Here is a 19814-nt window from a genome sequence, read left to right on the forward strand (position 1 = left end):
GAATTTGTAGTATAGAGTCAGTATGAGGAGGAAATGTACTATGAGAGAAGCAGATGAAATCAAGGTGTTATTAGTAGATGACAATAGGGATTTTTGTAATTTGATTAAAGAGTATCTTGACCAGCAAGATGAGTTTAAGGTAGTAGGAATTGCTAATGATGGAGTTGAGGCTTTAAAGGTAATCGATGAGGTCGACTTTGACGTATTGGTCTTAGATGTGATTATGCCGCATTTAGATGGAATTGGAGTATTAGAAGAGTTGCATAGTCAAGGAGTAACTGACAAATTTAAGATAATCATGTTGACTGCTTTTGGACAAGAAGAGTTGACACAGCGAGTTGTTAATTTAGGTGCTGATTATTATATCTTAAAGCCTTTTGATTTAGAGAAGTTATCTAATAGAATCAAGCAAGTTACTTCTAAAGTTGCTTGTGGAAGCAGAGGCTATACATTTACTACTTCGGCTAATAATCCAAATAACGGAAAAAATGTTGAAGAAAGAATTACTGATATAATGCACCAGATTGGAATTCCAGCACATATTAAAGGATATCTATATTTAAGAAAGGCAATTGCTATGGTCGTTGATGATGTAGAGTTATTAGGAGCAGTAACTAAAGAGTTATATCCTTTAGTAGCTAAGGAGTTCAATACAACAGCTAGTAGAGTGGAAAGAGCAATTCGACATGCTATTGAGGTTACTTGGGAGAGAGGCAATACCAATGCTATTAATAGAATTTTTGGTCATTCTGTGACAAGTGCTAGTGGTAAACCTACTAACTCTCAATTTGTCGCTAAAGTAGCAGATAAGTTAAGAATTGAATTAAGAGTCAGCTAGAGAAATAAGCTAAAGGCTAAGTATAAGATTAAATTAGAGCATCCAATTTTGGGTGCTCTTTTTGTAGTTAAGTTTAAAACTCAATTAAATTTAGCCTTAAGCTCAAACTTAAACTTAATTGTAAATTGTACATTGACAATTGTAAATTAACTCTGCTCCCTTTTATTAGAAGTATGATAGTAATTCAATCAAGATATACTAAAGGTAGTAGTAAATTTAGGAGGCTCCCATTATGAAAATAACTGGAAGAGTTAGACTAGGTACTAAGACGAAGGATTTAGTCAAGGAATTGCTTGAAGGGGAGATAGCTATCATTGATCACAAGGATATCGATCAATTGGCTGCTGAATCATTGATTGAGAGAAGAGTTAAGGCTGTAATCAATGCTAGTCCATCTATCAGTGGTAAATATCCTAATTTAGGTCCTAGAAGATTATTGGCAGCTGGGATAGCAATTATTGATGATGTTGATAAGGCTATCTTTGATAAGTTGTCTGAAGGGGATTTGATTAATATCAAAGATGGTCAGATATTAAAGAATGAAGAGCTTTTATTTGAAGGTGAAGTTCTTAATACTAAGAAGGTTGAGCAGAGGTTAGAACAGACTAAGGAGAATATTGGTGTAGAGTTAAATAAGTTTGTAGATAATACCCTAGATTATGCCAAAAAAGAGAAGCATCTGATTTTGGGAATAGATATACCTAAAATAGATATTAAGTTGAAGGATAAAGATGTCTTAATTGTAGTAAGAGGAAAGGATTATCGAGAGGATTTAGAGGCTGTTAGTTCTTATATTAGGGAGGTTAGACCTGTCTTGATTGGGGTAGATGGGGGAGCAGATGCTTTAGTAGAGTATGGTTTTGAGCCTGATATTATCATTGGTGATATGGATAGTATCAGTGACAAGACTTTAGCATCTGGGGCTGAGTTGATTGTCCATGCTTATCCTGATGGTCATGCTCCAGGAATGGAGAGGATTAAAGGACTTAATTTAAAGGCTAAGACCTTTCCAGCGCCAGGGACAAGTGAGGATATTGCTATGTTATTGGCTTATGAGAAAGGGGCAGAGTTGATTGTGGCTGTAGGTACTCATACTACTATGATAGATTTTTTGGAGAAAGGGCGTCCAGGGATGGCTAGTACCTTTTTGGTCAGATTGAAGGTAGGAAGTAAGCTAGTTGATGCCAAAGGAGTAAATAAGCTATATAAGAGCCGAATAAAGCCTAAATATGTTGCAGAGGTCTTAGTAGCATCACTAATACCGATCATTGCTATAATGAGTGTGTCAACACCATTTCATCAGTTACTCAAATTATTAATAATCAGACTAAGAATGAATATTGGCTTTTAGGAGGAGGATTATGTTAGTTGATTTAAGATACCATGTGATTACAATTGTAATTATATTTGTAACATTGGCGATTGGCATCTTGATTGGTAGCAGTATGGTGGGAAATGATTTAATTGTTAATGAGCAGAAGCATTTGATTTCAAATTTAGAAGAGGATTTTAAATCTTTAAGAACTAAGAATAAGGAGTTCTCTAAAGAGGTTAACTATTTAGAGACTAGGTTGGCTGATAATATAAATTTTCAGAAGATGATTATGCCTTTAGTGGTCAAGGAGCAGTTAAAGGATCAAAGTTTGTTGGTAGTAGTAGGTAATAATGTCGATTCTGAGTTGAAAAACAAGATAATCAAAACCTTGAAGCTAGCTGATGTTCAGGGGCTAGAGGTAATTGAAGATTTAACTACTATAGGTGAAAAGAGTGATTTTACAAAGGTACTCTTATTAGGGGATTTGGATGAAGGGCTTAATTATCCTATAAATCTAAAAGAAAAGTCTATTAAAATTGATTTACAGAGTATTAAGAGTATCTCTGGATTGATCAAGTTGGTATTTGAAGTTGCAGCTAAAGACCTTCCAGATCTTGAGGAGGGAGAGCATTGGATAAATCAATTTCAGTTTTAATCCCTGCGTATAATGAAGAGGACAAGATAGAAGATACTATCAAGAGTATTAAAGACTTAGATGGAGTTGGGGAAGTGGTTGTAATTGATGATGGCTCTGTAGATAATACCTATCAAAAGGCTAGTAATTTGGCTACTAAAGTAATTAAATTAGAGCAGAACCAAGGAAAAGGTGCTGCTTTAAATCGTGGTTTAGAGGAGGTTAATGGAGATATTATCCTCTTATTAGATGCTGATTTGGGTGGTAGTTCAGCAGAGGCTATGAAGTTAGTAGAGCCTCTGTTAGAGGGAAGAGCAGATATGTCTATTGCTAAATTTCCTCCAAGTAAAGTTAAAGGAGGCTTTGGACTGGTTAAGGGGCTGGCTAATTGGGGGTTAAGAAAGTTGACCTGTCAAGAGTTTTCAGCCCCTCTTTCTGGACAAAGAGCTCTCTCTAAAGAGGTAGTTAAAGAGCTAAAAGGCTTTGCCAAAGGGTTTGGAGTAGAGGTCTGCTTAACTGTTGATGTCTGCCAAGCTGGATTTAGAGTAGAAGAGGTTCCAGTAATGATGAAGCATCGTGAAAGTAAGAGGGATATTCAAGGTTTTATCCATCGAGGTAAGCAGTTTAAAGATGTAGCACTTGTGCTTATCTCTAAAATTAATAGAGTATAAGGATAAGTCTAAGTATAAGTTTGAGTTTGAGTAAGATAATTAATTTAGTGTTCTTAGGATCAAAGTTAATCTTAAACTGTCACAATAATCACTAAACCTTATTGAATAGATTAAAATTGAAATAATAGGTTAAATTATAATTAAGAAGGTGATTTATTAGTGTTAGCACTTACAATATTAATATTTATCAGCTTTATTTTCTCTAAATTAGGATTTAAGTTAATCCCTCCTCTGTTGATTGAGGCAGAGTCTATTGAGTTTAATTTTAAAGGTGATAAGATACCGGTAGGCTATGGACTAATTTTTGCTTTTAATTTAATTGTTATTTTGATTTTAGGAACACTATTTGGTTATTATTCCCCGCAGCAAGTTATTCCTTTAATTACTTTAATCTTGGCTATGGCCTTTGTAGGGTTATTAGATGATACTTTTGGCAATAAAGATAGTCAGGGCTTTAGTGGTCATTTTAAATCCTTAATATTTGAAAGAAGATTGACTACAGGAGCAATTAAGGCTATCTTTTCTTTGATGGTTGTTCTTTTTATCAATTTTTATTGGAATAAGAGTTATCTTGATTTATTCATTAATACCTTTTTAATCTTATTGATGAGCAACTTTATTAATTTAGTAGACTTAAGACCAGGAAGAGCTTTAAAGGTAACACTATTTTTTTTAATATCACTTTTAGGAATAGACTTAAGTAATTACCTCTTAATTATACCTATAGTAACTATGGTAGTTGTTGCTTTAAACTTTGATTTACAAGCTAAGGGGATGATGGGCGATATAGGCTCTAATGTACTAGGGGTAAGCTTAGGAGGAATATTGGCGGTAAATTATGGGATATACATTAGAACTTTAATTATGCTTCTATTATTTTCTATTCATTTATATAGTGAGTTTCATTCATTATCTGAATTGATTAAAAATAATAAGATATTATTATATCTCGATAAGTTGGGTAGGTGAAAATAAAATTTACCAAATCTAAATCTATTCTTGACTAGATAAATTAAACCATATATAATAGTTTATGCATTACTTATATGTGTCATAGGTAAGTAGTAAGAAGTTGAGTAGAATGAAAATTGTAAAAGGAGGATTTAGAGTATGGAGAAGTAGACTCGGTTTTATTTTAGCTGCTGTCGGTTCTGCTGTTGGTTTAGGAAATATTTGGCGTTTTCCGTATATGGTCTATGAAAATGGTGGAGGTGCTTTCTTATTACCTTATTTCTTTGCGGTATTAACTGCAGGAATTCCGATGTTGGTTTTGGAGATGGGATTAGGGCATAAGATGAGAGGTTCTGCACCGTTAGCTTTTAGAAAGATTAAAGAGAAGTATGAGACTTTAGGTTGGTGGGCAGTATTAGTAACAGCTGTAGTAACAGTTTATTACTCTGTTATCGTTGCCTGGGCTGTTAATTACATGGTTTTTGCTGTTAAGCAGAGCTGGGGAGCTGACCCTAATGCTTTCTTCTTTAAAGATTACTTAGGAGCTACTGGTTTCTGGGATTTTGGAACCATTAAGACGAATGTATTATTAGGTTTAGCTGTAGTTTGGGGAATTACTTATGTTATTCTTTATAATGGTATTAAAGAAGGAATTGAGAAGGCAAGTAAGATCTTTATGCCCTTATTAATAGTCTTACTTGGTGTTATGGTTGTTAGAGGTGTGACTTTACCAGGAGCTATAGAGGGGTTAAACCATTTCTTAGAGCCTGATTTTTCTGTACTAAAGGACTATAATGTCTGGGTTAGTGCTTATGGACAGGTATTCTTTACCTTGAGTTTAGGTTTTGGAATTATGATTGCTTATTCTAGTTATTTACCAAAAAAATCTGATGTTGTTAATAATGCTTTTATTACAGCATTTGCAAATTGTGGGTTCAGCTTTTTATCTGGATTTGCTGTCTTTGGTATCTTAGGATATATGGCACAAGCACAGGGGGTACCAATTAATGAGGTTGCTAGTGGTGGAATTGGATTAGCCTTTATCGTCTTCCCTAAAGCAATCAACTTATTGCCGGGAATGAACTCCTTCTTTGGAATTCTATTCTTCATGTCATTGGTTGTTGCTGGGTTATCATCAATCATTTCTTTGGTTGAAGCCTTTACATCTTCAATTATGGATAAGTTTAAGATGACAAGAAAGAAAGCTGTTAGTGTAGTATCTTTAGGTGGATTCCTATGTACGATTGTATTTGCAACAGGATTAGGGATCTCAATTCTAGACCTAGTAGATCATTTCTTAAATAACTATGGATTAGCTGTAGTTGGATTAGCTGAATGTATCATCTTAGGTTATCTATGGAAGCTAACTACAGTAAAAGAGCATGTAAATTCAGTTTCTGATTTTAAAGTTGGTAACTGGTGGGATATCTCTATTAAATATGTAACCTCTATTGTTTTAGGTTATATGCTAATCATGAAGGTTAAAACAGAGCTTACAGTAGCTTACGGAGGATATCCAACTAGTGCCCTTATGACCTTAGGTTGGGGACTTGTTATCGCTTTATTAGTATTAGCTTATGTAATGAAGAATATCAGCTGGAATGAAGATGTATTATTAGATGTAAATTCAGCAAAGGAGGAGATTTAAGATGACAGCAGGAGCAATTGGAATGTTGATCTTTGGATCTACTATTTTATTTGGTGGATTAGCAGTTTGTTTAAATATTGCAATGAAGAATGACTAATTTTTGATATATAAAATCCTAGCTCTTTGGGCTAGGATTTTTTTCTTGGATATATACTTGAGTGGTTAATGGAGATATTACGACAGTTTAGTTTATTTTTAAGAATGAATTTTTATCTTATAAAGAGGGATTATAGTAAATAATATTTAATATAAATAAAAGTGGTGAATAATTAGAGTAAAGGGGTTATACATAATAATTAATAGGACTAATAATTAATCTTTAAGGGTTAATTATTTAAAATTTAAATAAATTTTTAAAATAATATTGAGGAGTTGTAGTCGATGAATCAAGAGAGAATTATCAAACAGTTTTTAGAGTTGGTACAGATAGATAGTATCTCTAAGGAGGAAGGCAAGGTTGCTGATTATTTAGTAGGAGTTTTAGAAGAGTTGGGGTTGGAAGTAACTAGAGATGATGCTGGTAAGAAGGTAGGAGGAGAGACTGGGAATATCATTGCTAAATTAGCTGGTGATGCTACTAAACCGAAATTATTGTTAAGTGCTCATATGGATACAGTTACTCCCGGTAGAGGGATTAAACCAATCATTAAGGATGGAGTGATTTATAGTGAAGGTGAGACGATTTTGGCTTCTGATGATAAAGCAGGAATTACTACTATCTTAGAAGCTCTAAGGCTCATTAAAGAGAATGATATTGATCATGGAGCTTTAGAAGTTGTCTTTACAATTGGAGAAGAGGTTGGATTATTAGGTGCTAAAAACTTAGATTATAGTCTAGTTGATGCTGACTTTGGAATTGCTTTTGACTCTGGAGGAGAGATTGGAACGATTGTTACTCAAGCTCCTTCCCAGGATAAGATCAATGTCAAGGTGATAGGAAAGGCGGCCCATGCAGGTATGAACCCTTCATCAGGAATCAATGCTATTAAAGTAGCCAGTGTGGCTTTATCGAATATGAAATTAGGTCAGATTGATGAGGATACCACTGCTAATATCGGTGTTATTCGAGGGGGGCAAGCGACAAATATTGTACCTGATTTGGTCGAATTGGAAGGTGAGGCTCGCAGCCTTAGGGTAGATAAGTTAGATAGACAGACTGAGCATATGGCAGATATCTTTGAGAGATCTGCTGCTAAATTTAATGCTAAAGTTGAGATTGATGTGGAGAGAATGTATCCAGCTTTTGACCTATCTAGAAATAGTCAGATTGTTGATATAGCTGTTAAGGCTGCTCGGGCGATAGAGATAAAACCTTTATTACAGTCTACTGGTGGTGGTAGTGATGCAAATATCTTCAATGGTAAGGGGATTCCAACTATAAATATCAGTGTAGGTATGACCGATGTACATTCTATAGATGAGAATATCAAGGTTGATGATCTACTTAATGCTGTTAAATTCTGTGTCTCTATGATTAGAGAAGCAACTAGGTAAAGTTAGATAATACCTACTTATACTTCAATATTATAGCGGTTTTTATATTAAAACCCAAATTAAGTAAGTGGTTTCTTGATTTTCTGCTGAATTTTATGTATAATTCTTTTAGAGAAGTAAATAGGTTTAAATAAACAGTTATAATCTGTAAAACATCGGTAAATAGTTCTTCTATCAATGAGAAATTTTATCGAATAATCCTATAATTTCTATAATAACTAATAAGAGGTGGGAATCGATGGAGTGCTTATCAAAATCTGATTTACATAAAAAGATTTCTTTATTGAGAGAACAATTAATAGATTATAATTTAAAGATAAATAAGAAGGAGTTATTAGAGTTGAGTAAGCAACTAGATGAGCTAATTTTAGAATATACTAAAAGATATCTTATTAATTAACCTTATTTTTTATCTCAGCATGGGGATGCTGGGATTTTTTATTTTTTATCTGTGATAGATGTCTAATTATAGTGAGTAGTTTAAGATAATTAGAATTTTTTCTTCATTAGATAGATATACTAATTTCAGTATTATAACTAAGAATCGCTTTTTTGCAGGACTTTAATTCTTTATATTGAAATAATTATTTAATCTGTGGAGGGTAATATATGATAGAAGTTAGACAGGGCAAGGTTGTTGAAATTTTATCACAAAGAGAGGGTTTAACCACTGTTCAGCTAGAGATTGAAGGAGAGCAGAAGAAGGGGATAGGCTATGATAATTTAATAGGGGAGATAAGAGAAGGAGATCAGGTAGTAGTAAATACAACTGCAACCTCTCTAAATTTGGGTACTGGTGGATATGACTTTATCATATATATCTTAAATCAAAGTAGAGAACGGGCTAAAAAAGGACATATCATGAAGCTAAGATACACTCCTTATCAGATTCAGACCTTCAGTGCTGAAGAGCAGAATAGTCCTTATCATGAACGTATTAATAATTTTCATTCCTTAAGTGGAACACCAGTGATAGTGGGCACCTTACATAGTATGTTAGCTCCTATAGCAGTAATGGCTAAAGTTAGCTCTCCTAAGGCTAAGATAACATATATTATGACCGATGGTGCAGCTTTGCCCCTTAGATTTAGCAATATGGTTCATTATTTAAAGGGTGAGGGAATTATTGATAATACAGTTACTATAGGGCATGCCTTTGGTGGTGACTTAGAGGCTGTCAATATCTATTCAGGATTGATTAGTGCCTATGAAATTAGTGAAGCGGATATAATAGTTGTCTGTATGGGTCCTGGGATTGTAGGTACAGGAACGAAGTATGGTTTTAGTGGAGTAGAGCAGGCTAATATTTTAAATGCTGTCTATCAGTTAGGAGGCTCTCCAATTGCTGTGCCTAGAATAGGCTTTGGTGATAAACGGGAACGCCACTATGGATTGAGCCACCATAGTAGGACTACTTTGGGAGAACTGACGATGGTAGAGTGTAAGGTTGGAATCCCCTATCTTGATAGGAAGAAGGCTGCTTTGATTAAGGAGCAGTTAATTGAAGCTGGAATTAATAATAAGCATCAGATTCTCTATTATGAAGGTGATAAAGTATTAAAAGAGTTAGAGGGCTTAGATTTTAATTTAAAGACTATGGGTAGAGGTCTAAAGGAAGAGAAGGAGTATTTTATGACAGCAGGTATAGCTGGAGTGATTGCTAGTGAAGAGCTTAGAAAGGATGGATAAGATGGATACTTTAAAGGAGAAGACCGTTAGTAGTAAAAGGATATTTGAAGGAAATATTATAAACTTAAGGGTTGATGAGGTTGAATTGCCAAATGGTAACTTATCTAAAAGAGAGATAGTTGAGCATAGTGGTGGAGTAGCTGTTGTAGCTTGTAAGGATTCTAAAGTTATCTTGGTTGAACAGTTTCGTAAGCCTGGTGAAGAGATTTTATTGGAGCTTCCAGCAGGTAAACTAGAGAAGGGTGAAGATAAAAAGGAGTGTGCCCATAGGGAGTTAGAGGAGGAGACTGGTTATAGAGCAGCTTCTTTAGAGTGGTTATGTTCTTTTTATACTAGTCCCGGCTTTACTGATGAGATTATAGAGATTTATCTGGCTAAAGAGTTAACTGAATATGAACAGAACCCTGATGATGATGAATTTGTCAGAATTAAGGAGCTAGAGATTGCAGAGGTTGCTAAGATGTTAGCAGAAGGAAAGTTTAGGGATGCTAAGACGATTATAGGATTACAGTACTTGCTGGCTCAGCTAGATAGGCAGTAGTTATGGAAGAGTACTTTATGGATTTGCACTTACATATAGGTAGAACTAATTCAGGGCAAGGAGTAAAGATTACAGCTTCTGATAAATTGATTATAGAGAATATTATCAGTGAGGGAGTAAATAAAAAGGGAATAGATATCTTAGGAATCGTTGATGCTGCTTCACCAGAGGTGATTAAAGATATTAAGAAGCTAGTTGATGAAGGCAAACTAATTGCTTTAGAGGATGGGGGATTGAGTTATCAGAATAGAGTAACTCTAATATTAGGTTCTGAGCTTGAGGTGAAGTCTGAAACTGGAAGGCAGGCACATCTAGTAGGATACTTTCCTTATCTAGAGGATATCAAGGCTTTTAGTCAAAAGCTAGCTAAGTATGTTACAAATATCAATCTCAGCACTCAGATGACCTATCTATCTGCTAAAGAGCTTTTTAAGATTGTTAATAGTTTTGGTGGAATCTTAATTCCTGCTCACTGCTTTACACCTCATAGAGGGCTATATGGAAATTATGGAGATAGTCTAATGGATATCTTTGGTGAAGAAATCTTTAGGCAGATTTATGCTATAGAGTTGGGTTTAAGTGCAGATAGTCAATTGGCAGATTATCTCGATGAATTAAGGGAAAAGACCTTCTTAAGTAATTCTGATGCCCATTCCTTAGCTAAGATTGGGCGAGAATATAATAAAGTTTTATTAAAGCAGCCTACCTTTAAAGAGGTACTGCTAGCATTAAAGAGAAAGCAGGGGAGAAGGGTGATCGGTAATTATGGTTTGGAGCCTAGACTGGGTAAGTACTATAGAAGTTATTGTTTGGAATGTGAGAGGACATTGGTAGATAGCTATCCTGCTTTGAGCTGTTGTAGAGATAAGGAGCATAAGGTTGTAAAAGGAGTTTTAGATAGAGTGTTGGAGTTGTCTAATAGAAAGAAGCCCTTTAGCCCTGATTTTAGACCAGAGTATTATCATCAGGTTCCTTTAGTCGATATACCAGGTGTAGGTAAGAAGACTTTGGAGAAGTTGTTAAAAGCCTTTGGTACTGAGATGGATGTTTTACACAAGGTTGATTATAAGCAGTTAGTAGAGGTGGTAGGTCAGCGTGTGGCAACAAATATAACTAGAGCACGAGAAGGAAAGTTATCTATTCTTCCTGGAGGAGGTGGCAAATATGGAAAGGTTATCGAATAATAGAGAGGGTTTGCATACATTAAATATTACATCAAATGCTTCTGGGGCTGCTCAGGCTGCTAGAAAGGGTGATGTAATCGTAATTGTCGATATTATTGATATGTCAACTACAGCAGAGGCTGCTTTAGATGCTGGTGCTATAGAGATATTTGGGGCTAGTTCTGATAAGGTATCAGTTCCAGTAACGGTCAATCCTGAAAAGATCGGTTATTTTGCAGGAAAGAAGGCTGTAAAGCATAATACAGAGTTGATTATAGTTACAGAGCCTAGGTTGGGAACAGAAGAAGAACGATTGGACAATATCCAACAGGCGATGGCAGGGGTGAAGCGTTCTGGAGCAAAGTTTGCTAAGGTATTACCAAATGTAGGCTCACAGGTGGCTGATTTGGCTGATTTTAAGGATAAGGTTGTGTTGATTATTACTGATTCTGGTGGAGCTGCCTTTGATGCTGCATATACCCATGGTGCTCCACAGGTTACTACTGGAACTATTGTGAGAACAGGAATTAAGAAGGGAATTAAGCCAGCTAAGGATTCGGCTAAACGAGCAATTGCATTGGCTGAAAAGTATAATACAGGAATTACCTTGGTAGCAGCTAGTTCTAATTCTTATGAGGATGTGCTGGCAGCAGAGCATATAGCTAAATTAATTATTGAAGAAGGATTTTTACAGGTTTAGTGTAATAAAATTGCTTACTTGTAACATAATAATTAACATTAGAAATTGGGTATCTTTGATATCCAATTTTTAAATTTATATGTAGTTATCCTTGCTTATATATTTTGAAGTCTAAAGTGTAACTTAATTGGGATATTGCGACACTTTTACTTTTTAAAAAGTAGACAAATTATTAGGTTCCGCCTAAGGGCGGGTTACGTTTTTCCTTGATGAAAAAGTAACCAAACCTACAGGTTCATAGAACCTTCCGTGGCAAAAACAGCCCAATCAAGAAGGAAATTAAACTTACTCCGCAATCACTATCCATTGAGATTAAAAAATTTTAGAGTTCTAATTCAAAAATTATTTTAAAGCTATTATTTCTCTAGAATACTTGCTTCATTCAAACACTAATTTCCTTCGCTTTTAAAGACAATAACTAGATGTCTTTCTATAATGATACTTTTGTCTTTTGGTTTTAACTTGTTACTCATTACCCGTCACTCATTACTGCTTTTTAAGGAGGTTTAAATGGTTAATTTTAGATATACAAAGTTGAAGATTAATAATTTCTTCCGAGAGAATATGTTGATTTTAATCTTTATTTTGATCTGTTTTATTGGAGGGAGTATTGCTGGTTCTGTAGCTGCTAATACTCTAACCTATCAGCAAAAGACGGTCTTATTGAATTACTTATCAGGGTTTATAACAGAGGTTAATGAACTGTTAAGCAATAATCAGCAGCTAATGGCTCGAAATGTTATTCTGGCTAATTTAAAATATGCCTTGTTATTTTGGGTATTAGCAATTACTCTGGTGGGAGTGGTTGCAATTCCTTTTTTGATAATTTTAAGAGGTTTTATAGTTGGGTTTACTTCGACTTTTTTGATTCGGGAGATGTTCTTTAAGGGAGCACTGCTGGCGCTAACCTCGATTATGCCCCAGAATTTAATTCTTATTCCTAGTCTAATCTTAGGAGGGTTTTTAAGCTTTATTTTTGTCTTTAGATTTGGGGGAGGAATCTTAACAGGGAGGAAGTATAATCTCAAGAAGATGTTAGTGGGTTATTCATTTTCTATGGTGGGAATTGCTGTCTTATTACTTTTAGCAGCTCTTGTGGAGGTCTATGTAGTCCCATATCTGCTTAGATTGGTAGAGGGGATAGTGATTTAAGGTTGATGGAGAATTGAGAATGAAAAATTGCAAAGATTAAAAATCAGATGAGTGACCCATCTGATTTTTAATCTTCCTTAAACTTACCATTCCTTAAGAAAGAATCAACTAATTCTGCTGTTTTAAATTGATGATGAATCTCTTTGTGACCATAGGGAAGAATGATAAAATCCTTTAAGCCACTATACTTCACAGAGTTAACTTGGACTCTGCCATCATTCTCTTTTGCTAATATCCTACCTAGCAGTAGGTTACGCTTATTGCCAGCAATTGCACCTACTTCAACAGTCTTTATATCTTTGAATTCTAATCTATTTATATTATCAGGATGTAATGAACCCAAAGTTTTAAAAATCCTAATGAAGGTAGTTGATAAATTAGCTGCTATAGCAGCTAATTTACTTCCATGATTGGGAGTGGCTATCAGAACACATCTATTTATCTTATGTATATAACCTGTATTAGATAAGAAGTGCCTGATGATTAGTCCTCCGGTGCTATGACCTATAAGACTGATTTTTTCATTTTTATCTAGATTAGAGATTATTTTCTCTACCTTTTCTTTAAAGAGGGAGGTGCAATATTCAATTTTTTTAAAGGTTAAGGGTAGGGTAACTAATGTTCCGCTATAGCCTAGTTTTTCTAAATTATTCTTTAAGGAAATCATATCTTTCTGGTTTTTATTGTATCCGTGTACTAGAATTACCTTCTTTTCTATTAAAAGCACCCCCTGTTTTATATATAAATACATATTTTTGATATGATTTTAAAAATTTTTAGATTGATTTTAGGTGAAATGCTGTATTATATTTTTAATTAAAGTAATTTCCCCAAAATATTAACAAGCTTTTTATTAATACTATAACCAGACATATTTCCAAATTTTTTCTGCTGCTCTGCTTGAGCTTCGAATTCTTTAAGCCAATTTATTCTCTCTTCTTCCCAATTTATTGTTGCATTATTTGAAGTTAATAAGGGATTTACATTGTATCCTTGTTCAGCTTGTGCCCTTGCAATGAGTTTAGGGACAATAGTTAAATCTCCAAGTTCACAAAGAGAAATTTGTTTGGCTTCATACAATTTATTACAAACAGTTTCCAAATCATTAAAAGACATATTACTAATATCATATTCTTTAGATAGTTCATCCCAAATAGCTGGATTAGCCACTCTATTGTCTTCTATTCTTGAACTTTTAATACTATCTTTGATATTGAATTTCTTGTCATTATGACTAACACTATTTCTTTGATGATAGTTAACTTGAGAATTAATTGTACTTATTTTCATAGTTATCTCTTCCTTCCTATTTTAAAATTATTTTTAGACTGCCTGTTACGTCCCGCGGATTCGCGACGTCCTCATTAATACTTCTAACTTATAATTAAACCACTAAGTCTAACATAAGTCACCTACTACTTTCATTTATGATCTCAATTGGGATGTCGCTAAACTGCTGTTATGTGAAGTTACCAAAACAATTATTTATCTATCCCCCATTTGTTTTTATCTATTATTATTTTTTCTACCTTACATTGAAAACTACTATTTTGGGGACTACAAGCATAAATACCTACTTCTAACTGTTCTATTTCTTGATGAAGATGAGTTATTCTCATTTGTCCCCATTTTTGTCCATTGTTAGAATTTTGAAGTAAAAAATCATTGCCATTTTTACTAATTCGATACCACATTGATTTAATCTCAGAAGGTATATCTGTTGTTGCCCAATCAGAATAACCTAAATTCGTAACAACCGACCCTAATCTACTGATATTTTCATTTTCATATTCTGTAGAGACCTTAATCCAATTATCTTGATCTATTCTTACAATTAAGCCACACTGATCATAAATAGTTTGAGGTTCAAATTCAAAGTGACCTGTAAAAGAAAAATCTCCTCGAAGTTTAGTTAATAAACAGTGCCCATTATCTCTTTTAAAACCATAATGAGTTCTCTGCCAGAAATCAGTATCAGCCTCAGTTTTAATTACTAATCCCTCATCACAATAATATTCCCTTGCTTCATTAAACCAATAAAACTCTTCTGGAATGTTCTTATTAAAATTAATTTTTTTCATTATTATCTCCCTCTTTTTTTTATATTTAAAAACCATTATCATTATTTTTTGAATTTTTCTAAAATATCATAAATAGATCAATTTATTCAAAATTTTATAATTTTTTTATTAATACTTTTTATTAGCAGCTAAAACATTTATCTTTGTAAATAGCTGTACAAGTAAGATGAACAGCAACAAATCCTTTCTCTGTTTTTCAATCATTCTGCTAAGTTATATAAAAATCGTCATCTTAACATTAGTAGATAGTTTTTTATAAAAAGGTTAAATTTTTTGATTCCCATAAACTTAAGATTACTTGGAAATCAATATTTTCTCTCATGGTAATTCCACATAACGTTCTGGGGGTTCGCTATGTTCAGCTGCCATCAACTCTCCATTCAAACAAGTATATTTCATAAGTCACCCGTTCCATCCGCAATCCTTACATAGCTGAATGTCTCTAAACCCTTGTTATACGATGACCAGGCCTATTTTTTAATTAATCTAATCCTATTTTCTTACTTCTTCTTTCTAATAGAGCTACATCTCTCCAATCTCCATTTTTCATTTTACCAATCTTTTCCCTTACACCAATTTCTCTAAATCCACATTTTTTATGTAATTCTAAACTTGATTTGTTTTCTACAAAAATTCCTGCTTGCAATGTCCAAAAACCATTTTCTTCAGATAGTTCAACTAATTTGTTTAATAAAGTTTTTCCTATTCCTTTTCCTCTATAATTTGCACCTACATAAACACTAACTTCTGCTACTCCATTATAAACACATCTACCTGAAACAGGACTTAATGCAGCCCAACCTATAACTTTCTCTCCATCTCGGGCAACTAATCGACAAGATTTAGTATGTCCAGAATCCCACTTTTCCCAAGTTGGAGCATCAGTCTCAAATGTTGAATTCCCCGTTTTAATTCCCTCAATATAAATTTCTTTTATGTCTTTCCAATCATTAGATTTCATATTATCAATTATATAATCCATAGTTACCCTCCAGAAATTTATTATTATTTCTATTTATTCAACCAGTTAATAGCACATGTTTGGAATAATAAATTATTATATATTTTATATCATATCCATCCTTAAAGTTTGCAATCTACAAAAGTAATCTTCTTATCACAAGGCCTGGTTTTCGTATAACGTCCCTGAGATTCGCGACGTCCCCGATAATACTCCTATTCTCAAGATAAACCTATAAATCTGACATAAGTCAGCCCAGCCCTCATTTATGCACCTCAACTGGGATGTTGCTAATCTCATGTTATACGATGGATGGCGGTCTTCTTTGTTACACTTAAAAATCTTTATGTTGTTTTTCAAAATCTCTTCCTAGATTAGTTCGATATTTTTCTATATATTTTTCAGAAAATTCTTCTGCCGAGATATCAAACCTATTAAGAACATCAATAAAATACATTAATACATCTCCTAATTCTTCAATAAACCTCTCTCTTATAACATTATCATTCATAATTTCTTCTTCACTTTTCTTCTTTATAATTTCAATAACTTCACCAACTTCTTCAATCATATATAGTATAAAATCTTTACCGTACTCTGGTTCCATAGGAGACCATTTTTCCTTATTCTTCTCCCATAGCTTATAAGATAATTCTATCATTTCTGAGATTTTCAAATCTTTATTATTAATCATTTAATTCCCTCCCTGTATTTTCAGCTTTATTTAATTGAAAGATAAAATAAATATCTGCTACTGAATGTCAACTCTATTATATTGTTTATTGCTGAAATTTTAGTATATTAATTTTACCTACCACTCTTCTGTGAATAAATTTGAATAATATTATATTTTTATCCTCTTGTAAAATTACAAAAACAGTAATTTATCATTAAAACCAATAATTTAAAATCCAACTGCAATCTAGCATAAATCATTCTTTTTCTCTTTAGGTCTTTAATATTATTTTTATATGTATTTTCCCAAAAACGTCTTATCTTATTGTATAACATTTATGTTAATATCATCTAAACAGCTTTTCAAATAATTAAATTTATTTCTATACAAAATATTCTCTTTCTATATATTTACCATCCTAGCCATCTGTCGTATAACTCATATCTTAACGACATATTTCATATAATCTGCTAATATAGAGGTATTAACGAAGTTGATGCGTTAATACCACCTATATAATAATTATAAATTCATTCTTCTACATCATTAACTAATTATCCTCCATAATATCAAGATAATGTAAATAGTAGAATAAAAGTATTACTATTAAAAAGAAGAAAATTAATTTTTTTATTAATCAAGCAGGAACTTTTAATCTCATCCAGAAATAATATAATAGAATTGGTCTGACGTCTAACAAGATGAGAATAAAAGTAATATTTGTGCAAAGATAGGTTAAACTAAAGGGGAGATATTAGGTGCTTAGGATTTAGGTGGATAGGTAGTTAGGAAGATCTACCTAATCATTAAACCACCCAACTACCTAACTATTTACCTACCTAAAAATCAAGAATAGAGGTGAAATTTTATGAAAATTAAAAGAGTAAATATAATTGTATTAGATAGTGTTGGGATAGGGGCTTTACCTGATGCTGCTGATTTTGGTGATGAGGGTGCAGCAACCCTACAGAATACTGCTAAGGCAGTAGGAGGATTGAAGCTTCCTAACTTAGAGAGCTTTGGCTTAGGTAATATTGCAGAGATTGAAGGGGTAGCTAAGGTAGATAAATCCAAGGCTGCCTTTGCTAAGATGGCAGAAGAATCTAATGGGAAGGATACAACCACTGGTCATTGGGAGATAGCAGGAATTATCTCTAAAGACCCTTTTAGAACATATCCTGATGGCTTTCCTGCTGAAGTGATGGATCAATTCCACCAAGCAATCGGTAGAGAGAGTCTAGCTAATAAGCCTGCTTCAGGAACAGTAATTATTGAGGAGCTAGGTGAAGAACATATGAAGACTGGAAAGCCTATCGTTTATACTTCTGCAGATAGTGTCTTCCAGATTGCAGCCCATGAAGATATTATCTCTATTCCTGAGCTCTATGAAATGTGTGAAAAGGCTCGTGAGATATTGCAAGGGGAGCATGCAGTAGCAAGAGTTATTGCTAGACCCTTTGTAGGTGAACCTGGCAACTTTGAACGTACTGCCAATAGAAAGGACTATTCTCTAACACCACCTGAGAAGACTGTTTTAAATCATCTCAAAGATGCAGGACATAAGGTGATGGCAGTAGGTAAGATTGAGAACATCTATGCTGGAGAAGGAATCACCGATGCAGTCCATACCAAGAGTAATATGGATGGAGTAGATAAGACCTTAGATTACTTGAAAAATGAAAAAGAAGGCTTAATTTTTACAAATCTAGTAGATTTTGATTCTAAATATGGTCATCGTAGAAACCCAGAAGCTTATGCCGAGGCACTAGAGAGTTTTGATACAAGGCTGCCTGAGATTATGGAACAATTAAATGAAGAAGATCTATTAATTATTATTGCTGACCATGGCTGTGATCCAACCTATAAAGGGACAGATCATACTAGAGAGTATGTACCTTTATTGGTCTATGGAGAGCAAGTAAAAGCTGGCACTGAATTGGGAGTTAGAGAGACCTTTAGTGATATCGCAGCTACCATTGCCGAAATCTTTGGCGTTGAAGGAACAGGGAATGGAAGTAGTTTTTTGGAAGAGATAGTTAAATAAATAGTTAATAATTCATACAAAGGTATTTATTTAAAAATTTTAAAAATGAAAAAATTATTGTTTGAGAGAAGAAAATCTTAATCAGTAATTTGATTTGATGAGAAACTTTATATAGAAGTAGAGTGTTAGGTCTATTAGATTAATTTCATTCTTCTCGAGTTTAATTTTTTCTAGACTGGGCTGGATCTGCCACGAAGAGTTTTTGTATTTTAAAACTCGTAGATTTGGTTACTTTTGCGCCAATGATAAAAGTAACTGGGGAAAAAGCTGATAAGCTTTCTCCAAAAATATTTTAAATAATTTGAGTTAGATTTTGAGTAAACTTATATTAGAAAAGGGGGAAGACGATGTCAAGTAAAACTATGCAAAAAATCAAAGAAAGTGTAAACTACATCAAAGCTAAAGCAGGGATTACACCTGAGATTGCCTTGATTTTAGGTTCAGGCTTGGGAGTATTAGCCGATGAGATAGAGAACAAGACTGCAATACCTTATGAAGAGATTCCAAACTTTCCAGTCTCGACAGTAGAGGGGCATGCTGGGCAGTTGGTATTAGGAGAATTGGAGGGGAAGCAGGTTGTAGCAATGCAAGGGAGATTTCATTATTATGAAGGCTATGATATGTCCTTTATTACCTTCCCAGTAAGAGTGATGAAGATGCTAGGGGCAGATAAATTACTGGTAACCAACTCAGCAGGTGGAGCAAATCGCCACTTCAATGTAGGTGACTTTATGCTGATTTCTGACCACATCAACTTTACTGGGACAAATCCATTGATTGGAGCCAATGAAGATGAATTAGGACCACGTTTTCCTGATATGTCAGAAGCCTATAATAAAGAGTTAATTGAATTGGCTGAACAGGTAGCAGAGAAGAAAGGGATTACTGTCAAAAAAGGTGTTTATGTTGGCTTCTCTGGACCTACCTATGAGACTCCAGCAGAGATTAGAATGGTACAAGGTTTAGGTGGAGATGCAGTAGGAATGTCGACTGTACCAGAGGTAATTGTAGCTAACCACATGGGAATGGGAATTTTAGGAATCTCCTGTATTACCAATATGGCTGCAGGAATTTTACCACAGCCTCTAGGGCATGAAGAGGTTATCGAAACGGCTAATCGAGTTAAGCCTAAATTTATTGAATTGCTTAGAGGAATTATAAGTTCAGTTGACAGTTGATAGTTAAGACCTTAAAAGGACTTTAATTTAATCTTAACTATCAACTATAAACTCTACACTATACACTAAAAAATGGGG

General features: G+C 33.9%; 21 protein-coding genes. 16 read left to right on the forward strand and 5 right to left on the reverse strand.

Going from position 1 to position 19814, the window contains the following annotated elements:
* Positions 1–40 precede the first annotated feature (40 nt).
* The 14 genes from spo0A to spoIIM all read left to right on the forward strand — a co-directional run bounded on the left by spo0A (position 41) and on the right by spoIIM (position 12796).
* Complete coding sequence (gene spo0A / locus BX659_RS12365; RefSeq protein ID WP_097018662.1) at positions 41–838, forward strand: sporulation transcription factor Spo0A; 798 nt, start codon at positions 41–43, stop codon at positions 836–838.
* 232 nt (positions 839–1070) lie between these two features.
* Positions 1071–2189 carry a putative cytokinetic ring protein SteA gene (gene steA / locus BX659_RS12370; RefSeq protein WP_097018663.1) on the forward strand — a complete coding sequence of 373 codons (1119 nt, stop codon included), beginning with the start codon at positions 1071–1073 and terminating at the stop codon, positions 2187–2189.
* A 10-nt stretch (positions 2190–2199) separates the two neighbouring features.
* Complete coding sequence (locus BX659_RS12375) at positions 2200–2808, forward strand: copper transporter (protein WP_097018664.1); 609 nt, start codon at positions 2200–2202, stop codon at positions 2806–2808.
* Positions 2784–3458 (forward strand): glycosyltransferase family 2 protein, encoded by a 675-nt coding sequence (locus tag BX659_RS12380; protein ID WP_097018665.1) that lies wholly within the window; start codon positions 2784–2786, stop codon positions 3456–3458. Before BX659_RS12375 ends, BX659_RS12380 begins: the two co-directional genes overlap by 25 nt.
* A 159-nt stretch (positions 3459–3617) precedes the next feature.
* On the forward strand, positions 3618–4427 hold the full coding sequence (locus tag BX659_RS12385; RefSeq protein WP_097018666.1) for a glycosyl transferase family 4: 810 nt from the start codon (positions 3618–3620) through the stop codon (positions 4425–4427).
* Between the two features lie 112 nt (positions 4428–4539).
* Positions 4540–6057, forward strand: coding sequence for a sodium-dependent transporter (locus BX659_RS12390; RefSeq protein WP_097018667.1), 1518 nt, complete (start codon positions 4540–4542; stop codon positions 6055–6057).
* Position 6058: 1 nt separating this feature from the next.
* Positions 6059–6154, forward strand: a complete 96-nt coding sequence (locus tag BX659_RS12395) for a MetS family NSS transporter small subunit (RefSeq protein ID WP_106231884.1) — start codon at positions 6059–6061, stop codon at positions 6152–6154.
* 284 nt (positions 6155–6438) lie between these two features.
* Entirely contained in the window at positions 6439–7551 is a 1113-nt protein-coding gene (locus BX659_RS12400; RefSeq protein WP_097018668.1) for a M20/M25/M40 family metallo-hydrolase, read from the forward strand.
* Between the two features lie 238 nt (positions 7552–7789).
* Positions 7790–7951 (forward strand): Spo0E family sporulation regulatory protein-aspartic acid phosphatase, encoded by a 162-nt coding sequence (locus tag BX659_RS12405; RefSeq protein ID WP_097018669.1) that lies wholly within the window; start codon positions 7790–7792, stop codon positions 7949–7951.
* Between the two features lie 209 nt (positions 7952–8160).
* Positions 8161–9240, forward strand: coding sequence for a DUF3866 family protein (locus tag BX659_RS12410; protein ID WP_097018670.1), 1080 nt, complete (start codon positions 8161–8163; stop codon positions 9238–9240).
* Position 9241: 1 nt separating this feature from the next.
* Positions 9242–9781 carry an NUDIX domain-containing protein gene (locus tag BX659_RS12415; protein WP_097018687.1) on the forward strand — a complete coding sequence of 180 codons (540 nt, stop codon included), beginning with the start codon at positions 9242–9244 and terminating at the stop codon, positions 9779–9781.
* Between the two features lie 17 nt (positions 9782–9798).
* Positions 9799–10965, forward strand: a complete 1167-nt coding sequence (locus tag BX659_RS12420; RefSeq protein ID WP_253250778.1) for an endonuclease Q family protein — start codon at positions 9799–9801, stop codon at positions 10963–10965.
* On the forward strand, positions 10946–11644 hold the full coding sequence (locus BX659_RS12425; protein ID WP_097018672.1) for a hypothetical protein: 699 nt from the start codon (positions 10946–10948) through the stop codon (positions 11642–11644). The genes BX659_RS12420 and BX659_RS12425 overlap by 20 nt, the downstream gene beginning before the upstream one ends.
* Positions 11645–12154: 510 nt before the next feature.
* Entirely contained in the window at positions 12155–12796 is a 642-nt protein-coding gene (gene spoIIM, locus BX659_RS12430) for a stage II sporulation protein M (RefSeq protein WP_097018673.1), read from the forward strand.
* A 67-nt stretch (positions 12797–12863) separates the two neighbouring features.
* On the opposite strand, the gene BX659_RS12435 is transcribed toward spoIIM, so the two are convergent.
* The 5 genes from BX659_RS12435 to BX659_RS12455 form a co-directional block, all read right to left on the reverse strand.
* Positions 12864–13547 (reverse strand): alpha/beta hydrolase, encoded by a 684-nt coding sequence (locus tag BX659_RS12435; protein ID WP_258176140.1) that lies wholly within the window; start codon positions 13545–13547, stop codon positions 12864–12866.
* A 65-nt stretch (positions 13548–13612) separates the two neighbouring features.
* The gene (locus BX659_RS12440) at positions 13613–14086 is read right to left on the reverse strand and encodes a hypothetical protein (protein WP_097018674.1); all 474 of its coding nucleotides are present in this window, start codon (positions 14084–14086) and stop codon (positions 13613–13615) included.
* A 191-nt stretch (positions 14087–14277) separates the two neighbouring features.
* A complete protein-coding gene (locus BX659_RS12445) occupies positions 14278–14877 on the reverse strand; it encodes a DUF1349 domain-containing protein (RefSeq protein ID WP_097018675.1) in 600 nt (199 codons plus the stop codon).
* Between the two features lie 481 nt (positions 14878–15358).
* Positions 15359–15859 (reverse strand): GNAT family N-acetyltransferase, encoded by a 501-nt coding sequence (locus tag BX659_RS12450; RefSeq protein ID WP_097018676.1) that lies wholly within the window; start codon positions 15857–15859, stop codon positions 15359–15361.
* A gap of 313 nt (positions 15860–16172) precedes the next feature.
* Positions 16173–16532, reverse strand: a complete 360-nt coding sequence (locus tag BX659_RS12455) for a MazG nucleotide pyrophosphohydrolase domain-containing protein (protein ID WP_097018677.1) — start codon at positions 16530–16532, stop codon at positions 16173–16175.
* 850 nt (positions 16533–17382) lie between these two features.
* Between BX659_RS12455 and BX659_RS12460 the strand changes: the two genes are divergently transcribed.
* Positions 17383–18558, forward strand: a complete 1176-nt coding sequence (locus BX659_RS12460; RefSeq protein WP_097018678.1) for a phosphopentomutase — start codon at positions 17383–17385, stop codon at positions 18556–18558.
* Positions 18559–18905: 347 nt separating this feature from the next.
* Positions 18906–19736, forward strand: a complete 831-nt coding sequence (locus BX659_RS12465; RefSeq protein WP_172431938.1) for a purine-nucleoside phosphorylase — start codon at positions 18906–18908, stop codon at positions 19734–19736.
* Positions 19737–19814: the final 78 nt, after the last annotated feature.

Source organism: Orenia metallireducens (genome assembly GCF_003001995.1).
Taxonomy (GTDB): Bacteria; Bacillota; Halanaerobiia; order Halobacteroidales; family Halobacteroidaceae; genus Orenia; species Orenia metallireducens_B.